15 protein-coding genes are annotated in these 20,137 nt (G+C 65.4%); 8 read left to right on the forward strand and 7 right to left on the reverse strand.

Annotated features, from left to right (window positions below):
• Positions 1–138: 138 nt before the first annotated feature.
• On the forward strand, positions 139–1,503 hold the full coding sequence (locus tag C1926_RS06425; protein ID WP_108758625.1) for a VOC family protein: 1,365 nt from the start codon (positions 139–141) through the stop codon (positions 1,501–1,503).
• A 114-nt stretch (positions 1,504–1,617) separates the two neighbouring features.
• Here C1926_RS06425 and C1926_RS06430 read toward each other — a convergent pair whose 3' ends face one another.
• Positions 1,618–3,132: an acetyl-CoA hydrolase/transferase family protein gene (locus C1926_RS06430; RefSeq protein WP_108758626.1), complete on the reverse strand. Its 1,515-nt coding sequence runs from the start codon at positions 3,130–3,132 to the stop codon at positions 1,618–1,620.
• A 380-nt stretch (positions 3,133–3,512) separates the two neighbouring features.
• Between C1926_RS06430 and glnE the strand changes: the two genes are divergently transcribed.
• Positions 3,513–6,308: a bifunctional [glutamate--ammonia ligase]-adenylyl-L-tyrosine phosphorylase/[glutamate--ammonia-ligase] adenylyltransferase gene (gene glnE, locus C1926_RS06435; protein WP_108758627.1), complete on the forward strand. Its 2,796-nt coding sequence runs from the start codon at positions 3,513–3,515 to the stop codon at positions 6,306–6,308.
• Between the two features lie 483 nt (positions 6,309–6,791).
• On the opposite strand, the gene C1926_RS06440 is transcribed toward glnE, so the two are convergent.
• The 3 genes from C1926_RS06440 to C1926_RS06450 all read right to left on the reverse strand — a co-directional run bounded on the left by C1926_RS06440 (position 6,792) and on the right by C1926_RS06450 (position 9,321).
• Positions 6,792–7,379 carry a hypothetical protein gene (locus C1926_RS06440; RefSeq protein WP_216822045.1) on the reverse strand — a complete coding sequence of 196 codons (588 nt, stop codon included), beginning with the start codon at positions 7,377–7,379 and terminating at the stop codon, positions 6,792–6,794.
• Between the two features lie 285 nt (positions 7,380–7,664).
• Entirely contained in the window at positions 7,665–8,228 is a 564-nt protein-coding gene (locus C1926_RS06445) for a queuosine precursor transporter (protein WP_108758629.1), read from the reverse strand.
• 133 nt (positions 8,229–8,361) lie between these two features.
• Positions 8,362–9,321 carry a mitochondrial fission ELM1 family protein gene (locus C1926_RS06450; protein WP_108758630.1) on the reverse strand — a complete coding sequence of 320 codons (960 nt, stop codon included), beginning with the start codon at positions 9,319–9,321 and terminating at the stop codon, positions 8,362–8,364.
• 126 nt (positions 9,322–9,447) lie between these two features.
• Here C1926_RS06450 and C1926_RS06455 point away from each other — a divergent pair, with 126 nt between their 5' ends.
• Positions 9,448–10,038, forward strand: a complete 591-nt coding sequence (locus tag C1926_RS06455; RefSeq protein WP_108745798.1) for a malonic semialdehyde reductase — start codon at positions 9,448–9,450, stop codon at positions 10,036–10,038.
• 83 nt (positions 10,039–10,121) lie between these two features.
• On the forward strand, positions 10,122–10,832 hold the full coding sequence (locus C1926_RS06460; RefSeq protein WP_079220406.1) for a YceI family protein: 711 nt from the start codon (positions 10,122–10,124) through the stop codon (positions 10,830–10,832).
• A gap of 326 nt (positions 10,833–11,158) precedes the next feature.
• On the opposite strand, the gene C1926_RS06465 is transcribed toward C1926_RS06460, so the two are convergent.
• Positions 11,159–11,560 (reverse strand): hypothetical protein, encoded by a 402-nt coding sequence (locus C1926_RS06465; protein ID WP_108758631.1) that lies wholly within the window; start codon positions 11,558–11,560, stop codon positions 11,159–11,161.
• Between the two features lie 162 nt (positions 11,561–11,722).
• Here C1926_RS06465 and C1926_RS06470 point away from each other — a divergent pair, with 162 nt between their 5' ends.
• Positions 11,723–12,553, forward strand: a complete 831-nt coding sequence (locus C1926_RS06470; RefSeq protein WP_108758632.1) for a hypothetical protein — start codon at positions 11,723–11,725, stop codon at positions 12,551–12,553.
• 224 nt (positions 12,554–12,777) lie between these two features.
• On the opposite strand, the gene C1926_RS06475 is transcribed toward C1926_RS06470, so the two are convergent.
• Complete coding sequence (locus tag C1926_RS06475; RefSeq protein ID WP_108758633.1) at positions 12,778–13,575, reverse strand: siderophore-interacting protein; 798 nt, start codon at positions 13,573–13,575, stop codon at positions 12,778–12,780.
• A gap of 66 nt (positions 13,576–13,641) precedes the next feature.
• A complete protein-coding gene (locus tag C1926_RS06480; RefSeq protein WP_108758634.1) occupies positions 13,642–14,208 on the reverse strand; it encodes a PadR family transcriptional regulator in 567 nt (188 codons plus the stop codon).
• A 637-nt stretch (positions 14,209–14,845) separates the two neighbouring features.
• Between C1926_RS06480 and aceE the strand changes: the two genes are divergently transcribed.
• From aceE to C1926_RS06495, 3 genes are all read left to right on the forward strand, one after another.
• Positions 14,846–17,533, forward strand: coding sequence for a pyruvate dehydrogenase (acetyl-transferring), homodimeric type (gene aceE, locus C1926_RS06485; RefSeq protein WP_108758635.1), 2,688 nt, complete (start codon positions 14,846–14,848; stop codon positions 17,531–17,533).
• Between the two features lie 150 nt (positions 17,534–17,683).
• On the forward strand, positions 17,684–18,712 hold the full coding sequence (locus C1926_RS06490; RefSeq protein ID WP_108758636.1) for a hypothetical protein: 1,029 nt from the start codon (positions 17,684–17,686) through the stop codon (positions 18,710–18,712).
• A gap of 3 nt (positions 18,713–18,715) precedes the next feature.
• Positions 18,716–19,615 carry a hypothetical protein gene (locus tag C1926_RS06495; protein WP_159095041.1) on the forward strand — a complete coding sequence of 300 codons (900 nt, stop codon included), beginning with the start codon at positions 18,716–18,718 and terminating at the stop codon, positions 19,613–19,615.
• The last annotated feature ends 522 nt before the right edge of the window (positions 19,616–20,137 follow it).

The following is a 20,137-nucleotide window of genomic DNA, read 5'->3' on the forward strand; positions in this document are numbered from 1 at the left end:
CGCCGGGCCATGCCCGGCGAGCGCGACGCGCGGCCCCGGAGTCCGCCGGGCATGGCCCGGCGCTACCGATGGTGTTCCCAGCGAGCGGCGGCGACAATACGGCCCTTGCCGTTCCCCGTTCCCGCATTCGAGTGACTGATGAGCGCCTCTTTCGTTTCGCCTGATGTGATCCGCCGCCTGTTCGCCCAGGCCATGTCCCGCATGTACCGCACCGAAGTGCCGCTGTACGGCACGCTGGTGGAACTGGTGGAGCGGATCAATGCACAGGTGCTTGCCCAGGACCCGGCGCTGGCCGCGCAGCTGCAGCGCAACGACGAGCGCGCACGCCTGGACGAAGAACGCCACGGCGCGATCCGCGTCGGCACCGCACAGGAGCTGGCCACGCTGCGCCGCCTGTTCGCGGTGATGGGCATGTTCCCGGTCGCCTACTACGACCTGTCGGTGGCCGGCGTGCCGGTGCATTCCACGGCCTTCCGCCCGCTCACCGGCGCGGCGCTGGCGCAGAACCCGTTCCGCGTGTTCACCTCGCTGCTGCGGCTGGAGCTGATCGAGGACGAAACCCTGCGTGCCGAGTCCGCGCGCATCCTCGAACGGCGCCGCATCTTCACCGAAGGCGCGCTGGCGCTGATCGACCAGGCCGAGCGTGCGGGTGGCCTGTCGCAGGCCCATGCCGAGCGCTTCGTTGCCGAAGCACTGGAAACCTTCCGCTGGCATGGCGATGCCACGGTCGACCTGCCCACCTACCACGCGCTGCACGATGCGCATCGGCTGGTGGCCGACGTGGTCAGCTTCCGTGGCCCGCACATCAACCACCTCACCCCGCGCACGCTGGATATCGACGCCGCACAGGCGGCGATGATCGAGCACGGCATGGCGGCCAAGGCAGTCATCGAAGGCCCGCCGCGCCGCGCCTGCCCGATCCTGCTACGGCAGACCAGCTTCAAGGCGCTGGAAGAGGCCGTGCATTTCCCGGGCGGTGAAGGCGGCGCTGCCGGCACGCATACCGCGCGCTTCGGCGAGATCGAGCAGCGTGGCCTGGCCCTGACCCCGAAGGGCCGCGCGCTGTACGACCAGCTGTTGTCGCAGGCCCGCGATGCCGGCGGCGAAGGCAGCACCGGCGGTGACTACGGCCAGCGCCTGCAGGCGGTGTTTGCCAGTTTCCCGGATGACCACGACACCCTGCGCCAGGAAGGGCTGGGCTATTACCGTTACCAGCTGACCGAGGCCGGCCGCGCCGCGCCGGAACGCGTGGCCGATCTTCCGGCCGAAGTGCTGGTGGCCGCCGGCCTGGCCACGGCCGACCCGATCGTCTACGAGGATTTCCTGCCGGTCAGCGCCGCGGGCATCTTCCAGTCCAACCTGGGCGGCGAAGAGCAGCGTGCCTATGCCGCGCACGCCAATCGCGAAGCGTTCGAGCAGGCGATGGGCGTGGCGGTGAACGACGAGTTCGAGATCTACGAGCGGCTGCAGGCCGAATCGCTGGCGGCGCTGCGTATCGCGTGATCCGTGCCTGGGGTCAGAGCCCTTTCCGGTGGAAAGGGATCCGACCCCGACGTTGCGCATGACCGGGGTCAGATCCCTTTTCGGCAGAAAAGGGCTCTGACCCCTTGAACGCAATCAGCCCTTCATCGTGCCGGTATCCAGCCAACGCTGGTGCCACGACAGCGCTTCCGGCAGCAGGTGCGGGGTGTGCTTGCCGTAGCTATCGCGGCTGGCGCGGTCGAAGTAGTCCTGCAGCTGCGGGCGGAAATCCGGATGCGCGCAGTTGTCGATCAGTACCTGCGCACGCTTGCGCGGGGTCAGCCCACGCAGGTCGGCCAGGCCCTGTTCGGTCACGATCACCGACACGTCGTGCTCGGTGTGGTCGACATGGCTCACCATCGGCGTAATCGCCGAAATCGTGCCGTTCTTCGCCGTGGACGGGCTGAGGAAGGCCGACAGGAAACCATTGCGGGCGAAGTCACCCGAACCGCCGATGCCGTTCATGATCCGCGTACCCATCACGTGCGTCGAATTGACGTTGCCGTAGATGTCCACTTCGATCATGCCGTTCATGCCGATGCAGCCCAGGCGGCGCACCAGTTCCGGGTGGTTGGAGATTTCCTGCGTGCGCATGATGATGCGCTCGCGGTAGAAATCGATGTGCTCCTTGAACGTCTCGTTGGCCTGCGGGCTCAGCGCGAAGCCGGTGCACGAGGCATAGCTCAGCACGCCGTCGCGCAGCAGGTCGAGCATGCCGTCCTGGATGACTTCGGTGAACGCGGCCAGATCGCGGAAACCGCTCTTGGCCAGGCCCGCCAGCACCGCGTTGGGAATGTTGCCCACGCCCGACTGCAGCGGCAGCAGGTTCGGCGGCAGGCGGCCCTTCTTCACCTCGTGCTTGAGGAACTCGATCAGGTGCGAGGCGATCTGCTCGCTGGTCGCATCAATCGGGCTGAAGGGGCTGTTGCGGTCCGGGCCGTTGGTGCGCACCACCGCCACGATCTTGTCCGGGTCGCAGCGCAGCGCGGTATCGCCGATGCGGTCGTTGGCGTTCACCAGCGGAATCGGCTTGCGGTGCGGCGGCAGCGCGGTGCCGTAGTAGATGTCATGCATGCCGTCGACGCCGGCCGGCTGCCATTCGTTGACCTCGACGATCACCTTCTTGGCCAGGTCCAGCCAGGTCTTGTTGTTGCCCACAGAAGTGGAGGGCACCAGCGAGCCATCTTCGCGGATGGCCGAGACTTCGATCACCGCGGTATCGATATCGCCGTAGAAGCCGAACCACACGTGCTGGGCGACATGGCTGAGGTGGATGTCGATGTAATCCAGCTTGCCCTCGTTGATGCGGTTGCGCGCATCCGGGTCGCTCTGGAACGGCATGCGCATGGCGATGCCATCGGCCTTGGCCAGCGCACCATCGAGTTCCGGCGCGGTGGAGGCGCCGGTCATCAGCTTGATCTGGAAGGGCAGGCCCTGGGCGTGCACCGTCTCGATGCGGCGCGCCAGTTCCACGGGAACGGCCTTGGGGTAGCCGGAACCAGTGAAGCCACTCATGGCGACGGTTTCACCGGGCTGGATCAGCGCGGCTGCGGCCTCAGCGGAGACCACGCGGTCACGGAGACGCGCGTTGGCGATGCGATCAACAGACATGACGACACGTGTTTCAGGGGGGAATCCCGATTATCGGCCATCCCCCGGCGTACGGGGCGTTCTACCTTCGTGGAATGGCTTTTCCGGGCTGCGGGCTACCATACCCACCAGTTCTGTTTTGCAGTGCAGCGTGCAATGTCCTTCCGCAGCCCGCAGGATGGCCCTGCATCCCGACGTGGGGGAGGGAGCAGAGCCCGCTGGCAGTTCGCTGCAAGCGGGCTTTTTTATTGCCTGCTGCCCAAGCTGAATACGCAGGGCGCGGGGGTCGGATCCTTTTGCCACGGGCAAAAGGCTCTGACCCCAACCGCGGGACCAAAGGGGTCAGAGCCCTTTGCGGGAGCAAAGGGATCCGACCCCGGCCGGGTCGATACAATCGACCCATGACCCTCGCCCCCGCTGAACTGCCCGCCACCCTGCAGCCCCTGGTCGACCGCGCCCTGGCGCGCCTGGCCCACGTCCTGCCCGGGCCCATCCCCGCCGAGCTGCAGCCGCCACTGGCGCGCCTGGCGGTGGCCAGCGACTTCGCCCTGGACACCCTCGTGCGCCAGCCGGCGCTGCTGGCCCATCTGGCGCAGCCGGGCTGCCCGCCGCTGCCGGCGCCGGTGCTCGACCCGCAGCAGCCCAGCGACTGGCCGGCGCAGCTGCGGCGCTGGCGTGCGGCCATGTCCACCCGCCTGGTCTGGCGCGATCTGGCCGGCCTGGATGACGTGCCGCAGACCCTGGCCGGCGCCACCACCCTGGCCGAGGACTGCCTGCGCCTGGCGCTGGAGGCCCTGCAGCAGGAGTTCGCCCAGCGCCACGGGGTCATCCGCGATGACCACGGCCAGCCCATGCAGCTGGTGGTCTTCGGCCTGGGCAAGCTGGGCGGTGGCGAGCTCAACTTCAGTTCCGATATCGACCTGGTCTACGCCTACCCGCAGGGTGGTGAATCCGACGGCCCGCGCCCGCTGGCGGCCGAGGAGTACTTCGCCCGCCTCGGCCAGCGCCTGGCCAAGCTGCTGGACGACACCACCGTCGATGGCTTCAGCCACCGCGTCGACCTGCGCCTGCGCCCGTTCGGCAGCGCTGGCCGTGTCGCGCTGTCGTTCGCGGCGATGGACCAGTACTTCCAGCGCGAGGGCCGCGACTGGGAACGCTATGCCTGGCTGAAGGCGCGCGCGGTGGCCGGTGATATCGCCGCCGGCGAAGCGTGGCTGCAGACCCTGCGCCCGTTCGTCTACCGCCGCTACCTGGATTTCACCGCGCTCGACGGCCTGCGCGAGATGAAGGCGGCAATCACCGCCGAGGTCGCCCGCCGCGAACTGCACGAAGACATCAAGCGCGGTGCTGGCGGTATCCGCGAAATCGAATTCCTCTGCCAGGCCCTGCAGCTGATCCGCGCCGGGCGCGAGCCGGTGCTGCGCGAGCGCCGCCTGCTGGTGGCCCTGCAGGCGCTGGTCAACGCCGGCCAGATTGCAGCGGACGATGGTGCCGCGCTGCGCGAGGCTTACCTGTTCCTGCGTCGCCTGGAAAACCGCCTGCAGATGCTGCGCGATGCGCAGACCCACGTGCTGCCCAGCGACCCGCTGGACCGCCAGCGCATCGCCCTCGGCCTGGGCTATGGCGAATGGGATGAACTGCGCGCGGCCCTGGCCGTGCAGCAGCAGCGGGTCAGCACCGAATTCGCCGCGCTGCTGGCCCCGCGCAAGGGCCAGGCCGCCCCCGATGCGCTGGCCAGCTACTGGCGCAGCCTGCCCGAAGGCAGCAACGCCGAACTGCTGGCCGAAGCCGGTTTCCTCGATGCCAACGGCGCCGACCAGTCGCTGCGTGATTTCGCCCAGAGCACCGGCGTGAAGTCACTGTCCGATGCCGCGCGTGCGCGACTGGACCGCGTGCTGCCGGCGCTGCTGCATGCGGCCACGCGCTCGCCGCAGCCCGATGCCGCACTCAAGCGCGTGCTCGGCCTGTTGCAGGCCGTGCTGCGCCGAACCAGCTACCTGGCGCTGCTGGACGAGCAACCCAGCGCCCTGGCGCGGTTGGTGGACGTGCTGGCGCGCAGCGCGCTGCTGGCCGAACGCCTGGCGGCGTACCCCCTGCTGCTGGACGAACTGCTGGACGTGCGCGTGTCCGGGCCGATGCCCGACTTCGCCGGCATGCTGGCCGAGTGCCAGCAGGTGCTGCCGGTGGAAGATCCCGAATCGCAGCTGCGCTGGCTCAATGAAACGCGGCTCGCGCTCAGCTTCCGCATGGCGATGGCCACGCTGGACGGCCGCCAGGGCGCGGTGGACAGCACCCGCCAGCTGGCCGAGCTGGCGCAGGCGGTGGTCATCACCGTGCTCAAGCTGGCCGAGGCGGACATGCACGCCGCGCACGGTGCCGTGCCGGGCGGGCGCTTCGCCATCATCGGTTACGGCAGCCTGGGTGGGCTGGAGCTGGGCTTCGGTTCCGATCTGGATCTGGTGTTCCTGCACGACCATCCCGCCGGCGTGGAAGCCAGCGATGGCGCCCGCCCGCTGGAACCGGGCCGCTGGTACGCGCGCCTGGCGCAGAAGGTGATGGCCCTGCTGGGCGCGGTCACTGCCGCTGGCCGCCTGTACGACATCGACGTGCGCCTGCGCCCGGATGGCGGCAAGGGGTCGCTGGTGTCCTCGCTGGCCAGCTACACCGACTACCAGCGGGAACGCGCCTGGACCTGGGAACACCAGGCCCTGGTGCGCGCACGCGGCGTGGCCGGCGATGCCAGCCTGCTGGCCGATTTCGAACAGGTGCGCGCGCAGACGCTGGGCCGCGAACGCGACCACGCCACGCTGTATGCCGACGTATTGAAGATGCGCGGGCGCATGCGCACCGAACTGGACCGTAGCGATGCCGCGCGCCTGGACCTGAAGCAGGGCGCCGGTGGCGTGGTGGATCTGGAATTCCTGCTGCAGACCGGCGTGCTGGCACGCAGCGCGCAGGTTGCGGCGCTGCTGGAACCGCGCGACACGCCGTCGTTGATCGACGCACTGGCGGCGGCGGGATTCCTGCCCGAAGACACCGCACGTGCGCTGCAGGGCGCGCACGCCACCCTGCTGGATGTCGGCCTGGCCTGCACGCTGGACCGCCGCCCGCGGCTGGCGGCCACCACGCCTGCGATTGAGGGCGCATGTGCAGCGATCAGTGCCGCCTGCGTGGCCGCAGAGCTGCCGTTCGGCTGATGGGGTACCACGTGCGCCGTTGGTAGGTGCCGACCGTTGGTCGGCACACTCTGTCAGGTGCAATGAACCCAGAAGGATCGTGCCGACCAACGGTCGGCACCCACCAGAGCAATGATCGGGCGATGCCCCGCTATTGGTAGGTGCCGACCGTTGGTCGGCACACTCTGTCAGCTGCAATGAACCCAGAAGGATCGTGCCGACCAACGGTCGGCACCCACCAGAACAATGGCCGGGCGATGCCCGCCGTTGGTAGGTGCCGACCGTTGGTCGGCACACTCTGTCAGGTGCAATGAACCCAGAAGGATCGTGCCGACCAACGGTCGGCACCCACCAGAACAATGGCCGGGCGATGCCCCGCCGTTGGTCGGCACACTCTGTCAGCTGCAATCAACCCTGAAGGATCGTGCCGACCAACGGTCGGCACCCACCAGGGCAATGGTCGGGCGATGTCCCGCTGTTGGTCGGCACCATCAGCGCTGGCACCTATCGGGCGGGCAACACCTGTTCCACCAACGCCCGATCGCGCTGCCCGCGGCGCATGATCGCGCGGCGTTGCAGGGCATCGTGCAGGCGCGGGTCATCGGCGTGCAGGCCGTTGCGGTGGGCGATGTACAGCACCGTCTGCAGTGGCCACGCATAGAACGCGGCGTGGGCCACCACGTCGTCGATGAGGGAGAGCGATGCCGTACGCCAGGCCAGCGCCCGCGCCAGGCCGCTGGCCGAGAGACGCTCGACCAAGTGCAGGGCCAACGCGTCGGCGTCGTGGGTGCCGGCGCGCACGATGGCGCCGCTCTGGTCCGCAAAACCCGGCATGCCGCCACCGGATGATGTGGTGGCCATCAGCAGCTGTGGATTGAGCAACGCCGTCGGCGTGCCATCGGCCCACTGCTGGCAGAACGCCAGCGCCTGCGGGCATTGCACCGCCAGGGTTGCTGCCCAGCCACCTGCACCGCGCAGTGGCTGCAGCGACACGCTGGCGATCTCGGTGCGGCCGTCACGCAGTACCAGGCCCAGCCCGCGTGCTCGCAGGCCCTCGTGCTGGGCCGCTACGGCGCTGAGGTGTTCACGCACATGCCGTTCCACGGCGATCTTGTAAGCAGCGTCCGTTTCCATCGGCACAGCGTGGAGCAGGTGATGTGGCGGTGTCCAGCGTGCCGAGGTGCAGACGTGCCGACCAACGGTCGGCACCCACCAGAGCAATGGTCGGCACCCACCGGAGCGATGGTCGGGCGATGCCCCGCTGTTGGTAGGTGCCGACCGTTGGTCGGCACACTCTGTCAGCTGCGATGAATCCTGAAGGATCGTGCCGACCAACGGTCGGCACCCACCAGGGCAATGTTCGGCACCAACCGGGGTTCAGCGCATCTCGCTGCGCAGCGGCGCCATCTTCCACAGCAACGCGCGGAACGGTGCGAGCAGGCACACGCCGATGGCCAGCTTCACCGCCAGGTCGCCTGCGGCCCAGCTCACCCACGGCAATGCAGAACCGGCGAAGGCGATCGACCAGAAGATCGTGGTGTCCACCGTCGCGCTGCAGGTGGTGGCCACCATCGGTGCGCGCCACCAGCTGCCACGGCGCAGGCGGTCGAAGACCGTGATGTCCAGCAACTGGGCCACGATGAACGCCGAGCACGAGGCAATGGCGATGCGCGGGGTCGCCACCCATACCGACAGCACCACCGCCAACAGGAAACCGGTCCACGCCACCCGGCGGGCCGGGCCCGGGCCGAAGCGGCGGTTGATCAGGTTGCTCACCAGGAACGCCACCGGGTAGCTGAACGCGCCCCAGGTCAGCCAGTCGTTGATGGGGTACTGCACCAGCACGTTGGACAGCAGCACCACCGCGCCCATGGCCAGCACTGCCAGCACGAGCGCGCGCGGGGTCAGCGGGGCAAACACAGGGTCAGGACGCACGGACATGGCGAGCCAGGGAGGACGAGGGAATCGCCCATTATCCGCCCGGTGCCCGGCAAAGCCAAAACCGCCCGTAACCCGGTGGCGCCGGGCCATGCCCGGCGGTTCGCGGTAAAGGGCCGCCGGGCGTGGCCCGGCGCTACCCGAGGGCGAGGCGCGCGTGCACTTCCGCTGCCACCCGCGCGGTTTCGCGCAGCGGCTCGATGCGGTCGTACTGCCAGTCCAGCCAGCGCGCCTGCAGCCGCCCGCGTTCATGCAGTTGGCGCTGGAAGCGGGCCAGCCGCCCCTGCGCGGTGCCGGCCAGGGCCACCATCACCGGCATGCGCGTGGCGCTGGCTTCAGAGAGCAGGTTCACCGAATCCGGCGATACCACCACCCGGTTGGCCCAGCCCAGCAGGCCGGCATACGGGTTCACGCCGTCGCCGCCGTCGCCCCAGATGACATGCGGCAGATGCGCGAACTTTGCGCGCAGGATCTCGGCCAGCGCCGGCGGCGTGCGCCGCGAGGTGGTGGCCAGCAGGCTGCCGCCTTCGCTGCGGATCTGCTCGGCCAGTGCGTCGAACACGGCCACCATCGCCGCCTCGTCCCACGGCGCCAGCGGTGTCGGACCGCCCACCAGCAGCGCGGTGCGCGGGCCGGGCAGGGTGCTGAAACCGGCAAACGCGGCACGGCCCCAGGCCAGCCAGTCATCGTCCACCGGGTTCAGGCTGCCCACCAGGGTCAGCACGTTGCTGCCACGCAGGGCATCGTGTTCGGGCACCACCACCAGATCCCAATGGCGCGAGGGCAGGCGCGGGTCGAGGATCTGCACCGTGCGGCTGCCGCGCGCACGCAGCACGCGCAGCGCACCGGCGGCCTGGCGGCCACAGCCGATCGCCAGCGCAGGGGCCTGCGCGGCCAGCTCCGTGAAGTCCTCGCCGTAGCCGTTCACATCCCCGGGCAGGCGTCGCGGCGAGAGCCAGCGCCACGGCGCACGGGGCTGCAGGACCAGCGGGCGGTGGGTGCCCTGGCGCAGCGCCGAGGCCAGCGCGACCGCTTGGCGGACATTGCCGGCACGGCCGTCAGTGACCGTCCACGGCGCGCTCGATCGTTTCACCATTGGCATTAATTCGTTTCAGCCCTGCTGGGTGTTGCAACAGTCGCGACACTCTACACTCCTGATCGTCGTTTCGCCCCGCGTCGCCCGCGGGCACTCACTCCCTTTTGTTGCCCTGGAGATCCACCGATGTCCCACGCGCTCGACGCTGCTGCACTGGACCAGTTGTTCCGCACTGCCCGTACCCAGAACGCCTTCCTCGACAAGCCCGTGGAAGACGCCCAGCTGCATGCCCTGTACGAGCTGGTGAAGTGGGGCCCGACCGCCGCCAATGGCAGCCCGGCGCGCTTCGTGTTCGTGAAGTCTGCCGAAGCCAAGGCCAAGCTGGCCCCGGCGCTGTCCGAAGGCAACCACGACAAGACCCTGGCCGCACCGGTCACCGTGATCGTCGCTTTTGACCAGGATTTCCACGAAAAGCTGCCGTACCTGTTCCCGCACACCGATGCCAAGGCCTGGTTCGACGGCCCGCGTGAAGGCCGCCACGAAGGCGCGTTCCGCAATGGCAGCCTGCAGGGCGCCTACCTGATCCTGGCCGCACGCGCGCTGGGCCTGGATGCCGGCCCCATGTCCGGCTTCGACAACGCCAAGGTCGACGAAGCCTTCTTCGCCGGCACCAACATCAAGTCGAATTTCCTGGTCAACCTGGGGTACGGTGACCCTTCGGGCCTGTTCCCCCGTCTGCCGCGCCTGTCGTTCGACGAAGCGGCGCGCATCGCGTAAGTCGCTGTATCGGTTTCGGGCCGCCGCCTTGGCGGCCTCTGCTGCACCTTGTACCCACCCTACGATTCCGGAGAGTTCCTCAGATGAGCGCCACCCGTAAACTGCTGCTGCCGCTGGCCCTGACCCTGGCCATCGCCGCCTGCTCCAAGCCGGCCGACACCGCTGCCCCGGCCGCCGATGCTGCCGCCCCGGCGGCCACCGAGCAGGCTGCCGCCACCCCGTCGGCTGATGCCGCTGCCGCCGCCCCGGCCGCCGAAGCGATCCAGATCGCCTCGGGCACCTACAAGCTCGACCCGAGCCACACCGACGTGCTGGCCCAGTGGAGCCACTTCGGCTTCTCGCACCCGAGCGCGCACTTCGGCAACGCCGAAGGCACCTTGGTGTACGACGCCGCCGACGTGACCAAGTCCACCGTGGAAGTGAAGCTGCCGCTGAGCGGCCTGAACAGCTTCACCGCCAAGTTCGACGAACACCTGAAGAGCGCCGATTTCTTCGACGCCGCCAAGTTTGCCGATGCCACCTTCAAGAGCACCAAGGTTGAAGCGGCCGGCACCAACAAGCTGACCGTCACCGGCGACCTGACCATCAAGGGCATCACCAAGCCGGTCACCCTGGACGTCACCGTCAACGGCGGCGGCGAGCACCCGATGGCCAAGGTCCCGGCCGCCGGCTTCGATGCAACCACCACCCTGAAGCGCAGCGATTTCGGCGTCGGCGCCTACGCCCCGAACGTCAGCGATGAAGTGAACATCCGCATCACCACCGAAGCGACTGGCGAAAAGCCGGCCGCTTGATGTAACCCGCTCACTCGTCGTGAGAAGGCAGAAGGCCCGCTGAAAAGCGGGCCTTCTTTTTTTGGGGGGATGGGCCTGGGTGGAAACCTGCTTTGGGGCGGGGCTGCGCGGAAACCCGCTTGGGTTGGGCCTGCGCGGAAACCTGCTTTCGGTAGAGTCGACTGTCAGTCGACTGCTCTTCGCGGTGCGCCAAGATCCCGCGCTGCGCGCGTTAGTCGACCAACGGTCGACTCTACCCCGTCGTTGTTTTCCAGAACCCGTCGTTGCTTCCAGAACCCTGCCGGGATATCCGGAATTCTGCCGGCCAGCGGCCGGCACTACCGCCCTCAGCGCAGCGCAATCAGCCACGCCGCGCAGGCTTCGCTCGGGCTCTGCTTGGCCTTCACCGTCATGCCGCTGGCGCGCGCGAAGGTCTGTGCGGCCTGGGCCACCACGTTGCGGGCAATCAGCGCGGCCTGCTTGGTGGCCGCCTGCTGCTTGCGCAGCTGCACGATATGCACCGACGGACGCCCCGCCGGCGCGTACTTCTGGTCGCGGCGCAGGATGTCGGCCACCTGGGCCACTTCGAATTCGGCCTGCAGGAAACGGTGCTCGGCCTCCAGCAGCTCGCGCAGCGGTGCGCGCAGGGCGGCCGGGTCGGCGAAGGCGGCCAGGGCCGTATCGCAGGCCGCGTCATCGGCGAGGCGGGTGCGCAGCTTGTCGACGCCAGCCAGGGTCAGTTTGCCCATGGAGGGCCTCACAGGTGCAGGAAAGGAGCGCGATTGTGGCAGAGAACGTTGCAACGCGTTCCTGTAGCGCCGAGCCCATGCGCGGCTTGCCTCGCCAAAAGCGGCCGAGCATGGGCGCGGCCCTACAATGGACCGCTGTTTCACACCACGGAAGGCAACACCATGCAGGAAGCACAGTATTGGTTGAACGAATTCTGGGCCGGGTTGAGCGTGTTCGACCTGGCCCTGGGCAGCGTGCTGGGCACGTTGCTGGGGCTGCTGGCCGGCCTGGGCCTCTGGTATGCCCTGCATCGCCGGCGCTGGCTGCACCGGCAACGGCGCTGGCACCACTGGCTGCTGGCCAGCTACATGGTGCTGCTGCCGCTGGGCACGGCGTTCTTCGGCCTGCAGTTGGGATTCACCGCCGGTGCCCACCACGCGCTGCTCAAGCAGCTGGACCACTTCCAGCCGCACCTGCAGACCCTGGTGGGCACGTGGAGCCACGGCTTCACCGATTCGCTGGATGACCCGCGCATGCGCGAGGCGCTGCGCAGCCAGGGCACGGTGGGGGATATCGCCGATGCAGTGGCGTCGGCCTACCTCAGCGAACACCCGCTGCCGATGGCCGACCGCCTGGGCGAGGGCCGGGTGGGGCGCGCCAGCGGCTGGGTCATCGGCAAGGTGCGCGAAGGCGTGCTGCGCGGCCTGGTGGAAGACACCCTGGCGGACAAGGCCGGCGTGGTGGGCGTGGAGCCCAAGGTCGTGCGCGAGGCGCTGACCATGCAGGTGGACGAGCTGCTGCACACGCGCGGCGTGGTGCGGCTGGTCAAGGCGCAGATCAACGGCATGATGCCCGGCGTGTATTTCGGGCTGTTGCTGCCGTGGCTGGCCATCGTGCTGCTGATGGGGCTGGAGATCTGGGCCGCGCACCGGTTTGGCTGGGTGCGCCGGGCAATGCCCAGCGCGGTAGTGCCGGTCGCTGGCCGGCAACTGCAGGATCCGGCCGAGGGTTGATGAGGTTGCCGGCCAGCGGCCGGCACTACCTGGTTCTCACCCACCGAGCCTCAATCGCCGTCGGTTTCGGCTGGGTGCGCCGGGTAGCGCCGCCCTTGTAGAACCGAGCCCATGCTCGGCTTGCCGGTGAAGCAGCCGAGCATGGGCTCGGCTCTACAGGGCAAGGCAGTGCGGACCAACGGTCCGCACCCACCGAAGGTGGTGCGGTTCTCACCCTCCGAGCATCAATCGCCGTCAGTTTCGTCCGGGTGCGCCTTCCAGTAGCCGGTCGAGCGGATCCAATCGCGCGGCACGCCCAGGTGGCCTTCGATGAACTTGCGCATCATCCGCGCGCGGCGCGATTCGGTGGCGATCCAGTAGAACGTGTCGCCGTCGGGCGCTTCGAAGTCGGTCAGCATGTCTTCCAGCAGCGTGCTGCTGGCCGCGGGGAAGCCATTGCGCTCCAGCCAGTGGATGCGCACGTTCTCGTACTGCGGCAGGTCCTGGCGCTCGTTCTCGTCGCTCACTTCGATGTACGCCTGCACCTCGGCTCCGTCCGGCAGCACGTCCAGCCAGCGGGCGATGGCCGGCAGCGCGGTTTCATCGCCAATCAGCACGTAGGCGTCGTAGTCGTCGGCCACCACGAACGAGCCGCGCGGGCCGCCGATGGCCAGGCTGTCACCCGGCTGCGCACGCTCGGCCCACGGCCCGGCGATGCCCTGGTCGTGCAGCACGAAATCGATGGCCAGCTCGCCGGCCTCGTGGCCCCACCAGCGCGGGGTGTAATCGCGCGCCACCGAGTGCTCCTTGCCCTCTGGGTAGCGCGGGCCCTCGGCGGTCATCACCGGCAGCACCATCTCGCCGCTGCTGTTGGGGAAGAACAGCTTGATGTGGTCATCCGGGCCGGGCGAATCGAAACCGGCCAGATCGGCGCCGCCCAGCACCACGCGGCGCATGTGCGGGGTAACGGTCTCGGTGCGCAGCACGGTCAGTTGGCGGAAGCGCACATCCAGGCGCAGGCGCGAATTTTCATGTTGGGTCATTGCAGTACCTGTGCAGGTAGGCGCGCGGGGTCGCGCGCGTGGAAGGGGTGAACGACCTGGCGGGCTTCAGTCTGGCTCGGTCGGGGTAACGGGGTAGGGGCCATCGCCCAGCGCGCCGTTCAGCAGGGCAGACGCACGCGACAGCTGCGCGGCCACGGCTTCGGCCTCGCCCTCGCTCCAGCGGCCGTGGTGGCGCACCAGCGCCTGCTTGAACTCGCGCAGGGCGGCGGCCAGCGGCGGCGGCAGCGAGGCCTTGGTGATCTCGCGGGCACGGTCGAACGCGCGGCGCTGGGCCAGCCGCACCTGGGTGCGCTGCACCTTCAGCTCGAACTCGCCCGCGGCGGTGATGCGGAACACCCGGCGGCCATCCTCTTCTTCCGAGGCCACCCAGCCGGCCTGCTCGAAGCTGGCCAGCAGCGGGTACATGGTGCCGGCGCTGGGCGTGTAGGCCTGCATGAACAAGCCGCTGATGTGCTGGATCAGCTCGTAGCCGTGGCGCGGCTGCTCGCCGATCAGCGCCAGCACCAGCAGGCGCAGGTCGCCGCGGCTGAGCACGCGGGGCTGGCCGTTGCGGCGGGGAACGGCGGGTGCATCGTCTTCCTTGCGCACCTTGGCGGTAGAGGTCCGGGCCATTTCGATATATCGGTAACGAGTGTGCAAACGATATATCGATAAGCCGAACCGGACAAGTACGGTTTCGGCCAGACCGATGTGCGGTTTCGGCCACGGGGCCAGGCAGGGCAAGGGCACAGGGCAGGGCGTGCGCGCGCTGCAGGCCACCATTGCGTGGCCCGGCATCCGTGCCAGGCCACGCAACAGCGGTTGCGGGGGTGCCCCGGTGCTCCGGGGCGGGCAGACAAGCGGCGAACCGCGGGAAGGGGCCTGCTCGCGGCCAAAGTGCGCACCTGCGGGCGCCCCGGTCCAGAGCCAGACGCGACGGGTTGTCAGAAATTCAGCCGCGCACCGTCAGGCAAGCCTTACAAGGGCCCGGGCTGCCCCACTACGGTCATCCGTGGCGGTAACACTGCGTCCTGCACGTGGACGCAGCTGGCCGGAAACGACAGCCGGCGCGGGCCGATACGGCGGAAAAAACAGAGGGTTGCGGCCGCCTGTCCCGCCCCCCGCTGGCCCGGGACAGGCCTTGCGGACACTGGCCGCCTGCATCCATACGGCAGCGTAGCCAAACGACGAAAGCCCTTGGTGCGCTACACTTTGCGGTCTAGAAATCTATACAACAGTCGCGCGCGTGCGTGCGGTAATGGGAGCGCTAATGAACTGGTTGAACGAAGTGCTGAACAACGACACCAATCCTGTGGAAACCCAGGAGTGGATCGAGTCGTTGAAGGCCGTTATTGATGTCGAGGGCCCCGAGCGCGCGCATCAGCTGCTGGAAGGCATGGTGGAACTGACCCGTCGTTCGGGTGCGTACCTGCCGTTCTCTCCCACTACCGAATACGTCAACACCATCGATCCGCAGCTGGAGGCCAAGAGCCCGGGCAACGCGGAACTGGAATGGCGCATCCGTTCGATCATCCGTTGGAACGCAATGGCCACCGTCGTGCGTGCCAACCGCAAGCCGGGCGACCTGGGCGGCCACATCGCCTCCTTCGCCTCCGGCGCCACCCTGTACGACGTGGGCTTCAACCACTTCTGGCGCGCCCCGAGCGACAGCCACCCGGGCGACCTGCTGTTCATCCAGGGCCACAGCGCCCCGGGCATCTACTCGCGCGCCTTCCTGGAAGGCCGCATCAATGAAGAACAGCTCGACAAGTTCCGCATGGAAGTGGACGGCGGTGGCCTGTCGTCCTACCCGCACCCGTGGCTGATGCCGGACTTCTGGCAGACCCCCACCGTGTCGATGGGCCTTGGCCCGCTGGCCGCCATCTACCAGGCGCAGTTCATGCGCTACCTGGAAAACCGTGGCCTGATCGAGAAGTCCGACCGCAAGGTGTGGTGCTTCATCGGCGACGGCGAGAGCGACGAGCCGGAAACCCTGGGTGCCATCGCCCTGGCCGGCCGTGAAGGCCTGGACAACCTGATCTTCGTGGTGAACTGCAACCTGCAGCGCCTGGACGGCCCGGTGCGTGGCAACGGCAAGATCATCCAGGAACTGGAAGGCGTGTTCCGTGGCGGCGGCTGGAATGTCATCAAGCTGCTGTGGGGCGGTTACTGGGATGCCCTGCTGGCCAAGGACACCAATGGCGTCCTGAAGAAGCTGATGATGGAAACCGTCGACGGCGAATACCAGAACTGCAAGGCCTTCGGCGGCGCGTATACCCGCGAGCATTTCTTCGGCAAGTACCCGGAAACCGCTGCGATGGTCGCCGGCCTCAGCGACGACGACATCTGGCGCCTGAACCGTGGTGGCCACGACCCGCACAAGGTGTACGCCGCCTACCACCAGGCCGTGAACACCAAGGGCATGCCGACCGTCATCCTGGCCAAGACCGTGAAGGGTTACGGCATGGGCAGCGCCGGTGAGGCACTGAACCCGACCCACCAGACCAAGAAGCTGGACGACGAAGCGGTGCGCCACTTCCGCGATCGCTTCAACATTCCGGTGACCGACGCGCAGCTGGCCGATGGCCAGGTGCCGTTCTACCACCCGGGCCCGGATTCGCCGGAAGTGCAGTACCTGCAGGAGCGCCGCAGCGCCCTGGGCGGTTACCTGCCGCAGCGCCGCCGCAAGGCCGACAAGAGCTTCAATGCACCGAAGCTGGAAACCTACGAGCGCCTGCTGAAGAGCAGCGGCGAGCGCAGCTATTCCACCACCATGGCCTTCGTGCAGAGCCTCAACATCACCCTGCGCGACAAGGAACTGGGCCCGCACATCGTGCCGATCGTGGCCGACGAAGCCCGTACCTTCGGCATGGAAGGCCTGTTCCGCCAGATCGGCATCTACGCGCCGTTCGGCCAGAAGTACAAGCCGGTCGACGCCGACCAGCTGATGTTCTACCGTGAAGACCAGAGCGGCCAGGTGCTGCAGCAGGGCATCAGCGAGCCGGGCGCCATCAGCTCGTGGATGGCTGCCGGTACCAGCTACTCGGTCAGCAACGTGCCGATGCTGCCGTTCTACATCTACTACTCGATGTTCGGCTTCCAGCGCGTGGGCGACATTGCCTGGCAGGCTGCCGACATGCGTACCCGCGGCTTCCTGCTGGGTGGCACCGCTGGCCGCACCACGCTGAACGGTGAAGGCCTGCAGCACGAAGATGGCTTCAGCCACCTGGTGGCTGGCGGCATCCCGAACGTGCGCAGCTACGACCCGACCTTCGGCTTTGAAGTGACGGTGATCCTGCAGCACGGCACCAAGGCCATGATGGAAGACCAGGTAGACGAGTACTACTACCTGACCCTGATGAACGAAAACTACACCCACCCGGAAATGCCGGAAGGTGCAGCCGAAGGCATCGTGAAGGGCATGTACCTGCTGACCGACGCCGGCAAGCCGAAGAAGGGCGACCTGCGCGTGCAGCTGCTGGGTTCGGGCACCATCCTGCGTGAAGTGATTGCCGCCGCCGAGCTGCTGGACAAGGACTTCGGCGTGACCGCCGACATCTGGTCCTGCCCGAGCTTCAACGAGCTGCGTCGCGATGGCTTTGACGCCGAGCGTGCCAACCGCTTCCACCCGGAAGGCGACCAGCGCAAGGCCTATGTGACCGAGCTGCTGGAAGGCCGCCAGGGCCCGGCGATTGCCGCCACCGACTACGTGCGTGCGTATGCGGACCAGATCCGCGCGTTCGTGCCGATGTCGTACACCGTGCTGGGTACGGATGGCTTCGGTCGTTCGGATACCCGTGCGAACCTGCGTCGCTTCTTCGAGGTTGACCGGTACTACATCGCGCATGCCGCGATTGCGGCGCTGGCTAAGGACGGGAAGATGACCGGGAAAGATGTGGCCCGGGCGATCAAGCAGTACAAGATTGATCCGGAGAAGGCTAACCCTGTTGGGGTTTGATCTGGTCAATTAATTGACGCGAAAAAAGGGCGGCCATTGGCTGCCCTTTTTTTTAGTAGCATATAAGGTGCTGCGATCACGTTCACTGCCCTTGCCCGCTTTCGTGTAGATAAATAGCGCATCAAACGTTCCATCTGAAGGAGATTTTTAATGCTGAAGGTTCACAGTGTTGAGTTTGACAAGGTTGTCAAAAGCGCGTTCATTAGTGCTCAGGCTGACTATGATTTTGCACTGAATGAGTTGGTTCCGCTTGTTGGAAAGCTGGATATACAGCGCGAGGTGCAGAATCCAAAGTTCTATGATCGGTTGGCTCGAGATATTGTTGCGGGCTGCATAATGCCCCCGCTCACGCTGGCTATCGTTATCGATGATGATAACTTTCCCGAAGATTCCACAGCGGCCTCTGAGTTTCTTGAGAAGAACATAAAGAACTTCTTCGTCCTCGACGGCATGCAGCGTTTGAGTACCCTGGATCGCGCTAAAAAGCGTCATCCTGATGATTTTCCACTCTTAAGGCCTATCTTCCTCAATGCCCTGATCTGTAATTCTATGGACCTGCTTCTGTACAGGATGATCACTCTGAATAACGGTCAGAAGCCTATGACGGCGCGTCATCAGATCGAGATTATCGCTTCAAATATTTACGATTTTGAATCGGCTGGCGTTAATTTACAGGCAGAGAAGCGTGTTGGCGGCCAGAAGAGGAAGCGGGGTGTATTCAAGAAAGCAGATATGATTAAAGCGTATCTTGCATTCCTGAGTGAGAGTGTCAATGTGGATAACGACAAAATTATTCAGGAGAAGATGGATGATCTTCTTGCCTCGAAGATAATGAATTCAGGGCTTACATCATCTGAGACCAATTTTGAAGACGTCCTAGTGCAGATTGAAAGGCTTTATGAAATTCCTGAATGTAGGGAGTGGATTATGGCCCAGAATAATTTGATTGGATTCTGTGCTGGTGCGCGCTCTTCCGTTTCCGCATTGAAGAATCTGGATGAAGTCGCGATGCAGAAATCGATCACTGAATTCGAGTTGGCATTTGCTGGTATTAATGTTTCGAAGATTAAGCTGGGAAATGCTAGGCGGAGGGCTGTTAAATACTTTATTGATAATATAAAGCGCTTGAGCAAACGTGATTCCGATGAGATTTTGGATGAAATCAGTCAGGAGGTCTGATTCGTGTTTGAGAATGGAATCGTAACGGTAAAAAATTGTCTTCCTCTCAGGGATGAGTCTGCCTCGATCCAGCTCAAGCTCCATAAGGGTTCTCCGCCAGCTCTCGTTATATTTCGCATCTTGCTCGGCGGAGTTGATGTGCTCCTTCCAAGCGGGCGAGAGGCACGCCAGCTTAAGAACTTCCTGGTGCTTGGATGCCCTGAAATTCGCGGTTTCTCGATTAGCAATAGTATTCTCCAGGCCTTTCCCGGCTTGGGACTTCAGGATAGGGATGGAAACTTTCTATCCTATACAGTTCAGCGGTCTTTGGATAAGTATTTCAGATCAACCTCCACTAATAAGGGGTTCTTTGAAGTCATATTGAATGAGGTTTCCAGGTCGCTCGTCGCCGCCGGCCAGGGTAATAATCTGTCCGCGTTTGTCTACATTTATCGCGCGATTGAGCATATGAGCTACGCGTTGCCTTTCTTTCATGCAAGGCATTCCTCGAACTATCTAAAGGCTTTTAATGATCTGAGGAGCTTGATTAGTCAGGGCGACGGTGAGCTGAAGTTCTGTGAGAAATTTATCGCACACATCTATGATGGTGACGTTGTCGCTGCCACTTATAAATTCGAGATGACCTTCTCCGACCCCTATAGCGAGAAGATCATGAAGTACTTGAAGTCGGTTCATAGTAAACACTGTGTTGTCACGCCGACCCATGTGGAGGTTGATTTCTTGAAGGCCTTCGGATTTGTCGTGGATGTGAGAAATAAGTTCTTCCATCACCTGTCAGGTAGTAATCAGAGTGCGTCGTCGCGTCAGATACAGGATGCAGATGAGTTCTTTAAGCCCATCAATCAAGTTGCTATCTCTTTGGTTGCGCTAATTTTGGGGAAGATGATTGCAGCTGAGATCTGATTGATCCTGTCTCGTCTCGTGACCCTATCGTTGCCTATGGGCTGTCCCCATTGGGCTGCGTGGACGGGAAAGCGAGCGACGTGCCCCATCGCGAAACCTGAAGCTGCATTGGCTGCCCCAGTTTCCCGGCTGCGCAAGGGTATTGCTGGGCCCAGGTACTCTGATGTAGGGCTGGTGAAAAACAGGCCGGCGCGAGAGGTCCCACCGGGGGGGGGGCGGAGGGAGGGAGGCAGGGTGCGCCGCACAGCATTTAAGGGCCAGTTGCACTGCCTCAGTCCAGTCTGAGCTTCTGAGACTGTCTGAGGCTAACCTGCTCGCTGAGTGTTGGTCTGATCGGTGTAGGCGATTGTGATGCAAATGTATGCATTGTGATGCACAATAGTGTCAGTCCTAATGCTGGTGCCGCCGTGGCTCGACAATCACTCGATCCAGATCAAAAAACCATCCGGACGTCTGTAATGCTGACGGAAGACGTCCATATACAGATACAGGCCTTGGCTGACACAAATCAAGTATCTTCAG

This window comes from Stenotrophomonas sp. ZAC14A_NAIMI4_1, from assembly GCF_003086915.1.
GTDB lineage: Bacteria > Pseudomonadota > Gammaproteobacteria > Xanthomonadales > Xanthomonadaceae > Stenotrophomonas.

Excerpts from the sequence above, each read along its gene's own strand:
- C1926_RS06425 (WP_108758625.1), top strand. The coding sequence starts at position 139 with ATGAGCGCCTCTTTCGTTTCGCCTGATGTGATCCGCCGCCTGTTCGCC.
- C1926_RS06430 (WP_108758626.1), bottom strand. The coding sequence starts at position 3,132 with ATGTCTGTTGATCGCATCGCCAACGCGCGTCTCCGTGACCGCGTGGTC.
- glnE (WP_108758627.1), top strand. The coding sequence starts at position 3,513 with ATGACCCTCGCCCCCGCTGAACTGCCCGCCACCCTGCAGCCCCTGGTC.
- C1926_RS06445 (WP_108758629.1), bottom strand. The coding sequence starts at position 8,228 with ATGTCCGTGCGTCCTGACCCTGTGTTTGCCCCGCTGACCCCGCGCGCG.
- C1926_RS06450 (WP_108758630.1), bottom strand. The coding sequence starts at position 9,321 with ATGGTGAAACGATCGAGCGCGCCGTGGACGGTCACTGACGGCCGTGCC.
- C1926_RS06455 (WP_108745798.1), top strand. The coding sequence starts at position 9,448 with ATGTCCCACGCGCTCGACGCTGCTGCACTGGACCAGTTGTTCCGCACT.
- C1926_RS06460 (WP_079220406.1), top strand. The coding sequence starts at position 10,122 with ATGAGCGCCACCCGTAAACTGCTGCTGCCGCTGGCCCTGACCCTGGCC.
- C1926_RS06465 (WP_108758631.1), bottom strand. The coding sequence starts at position 11,560 with ATGGGCAAACTGACCCTGGCTGGCGTCGACAAGCTGCGCACCCGCCTC.
- C1926_RS06470 (WP_108758632.1), top strand. The coding sequence starts at position 11,723 with ATGCAGGAAGCACAGTATTGGTTGAACGAATTCTGGGCCGGGTTGAGC.
- C1926_RS06475 (WP_108758633.1), bottom strand. The coding sequence starts at position 13,575 with ATGACCCAACATGAAAATTCGCGCCTGCGCCTGGATGTGCGCTTCCGC.
- C1926_RS06480 (WP_108758634.1), bottom strand. The coding sequence starts at position 14,208 with ATGGCCCGGACCTCTACCGCCAAGGTGCGCAAGGAAGACGATGCACCC.
- aceE (WP_108758635.1), top strand. The coding sequence starts at position 14,846 with ATGAACTGGTTGAACGAAGTGCTGAACAACGACACCAATCCTGTGGAA.
- C1926_RS06490 (WP_108758636.1), top strand. The coding sequence starts at position 17,684 with ATGCTGAAGGTTCACAGTGTTGAGTTTGACAAGGTTGTCAAAAGCGCG.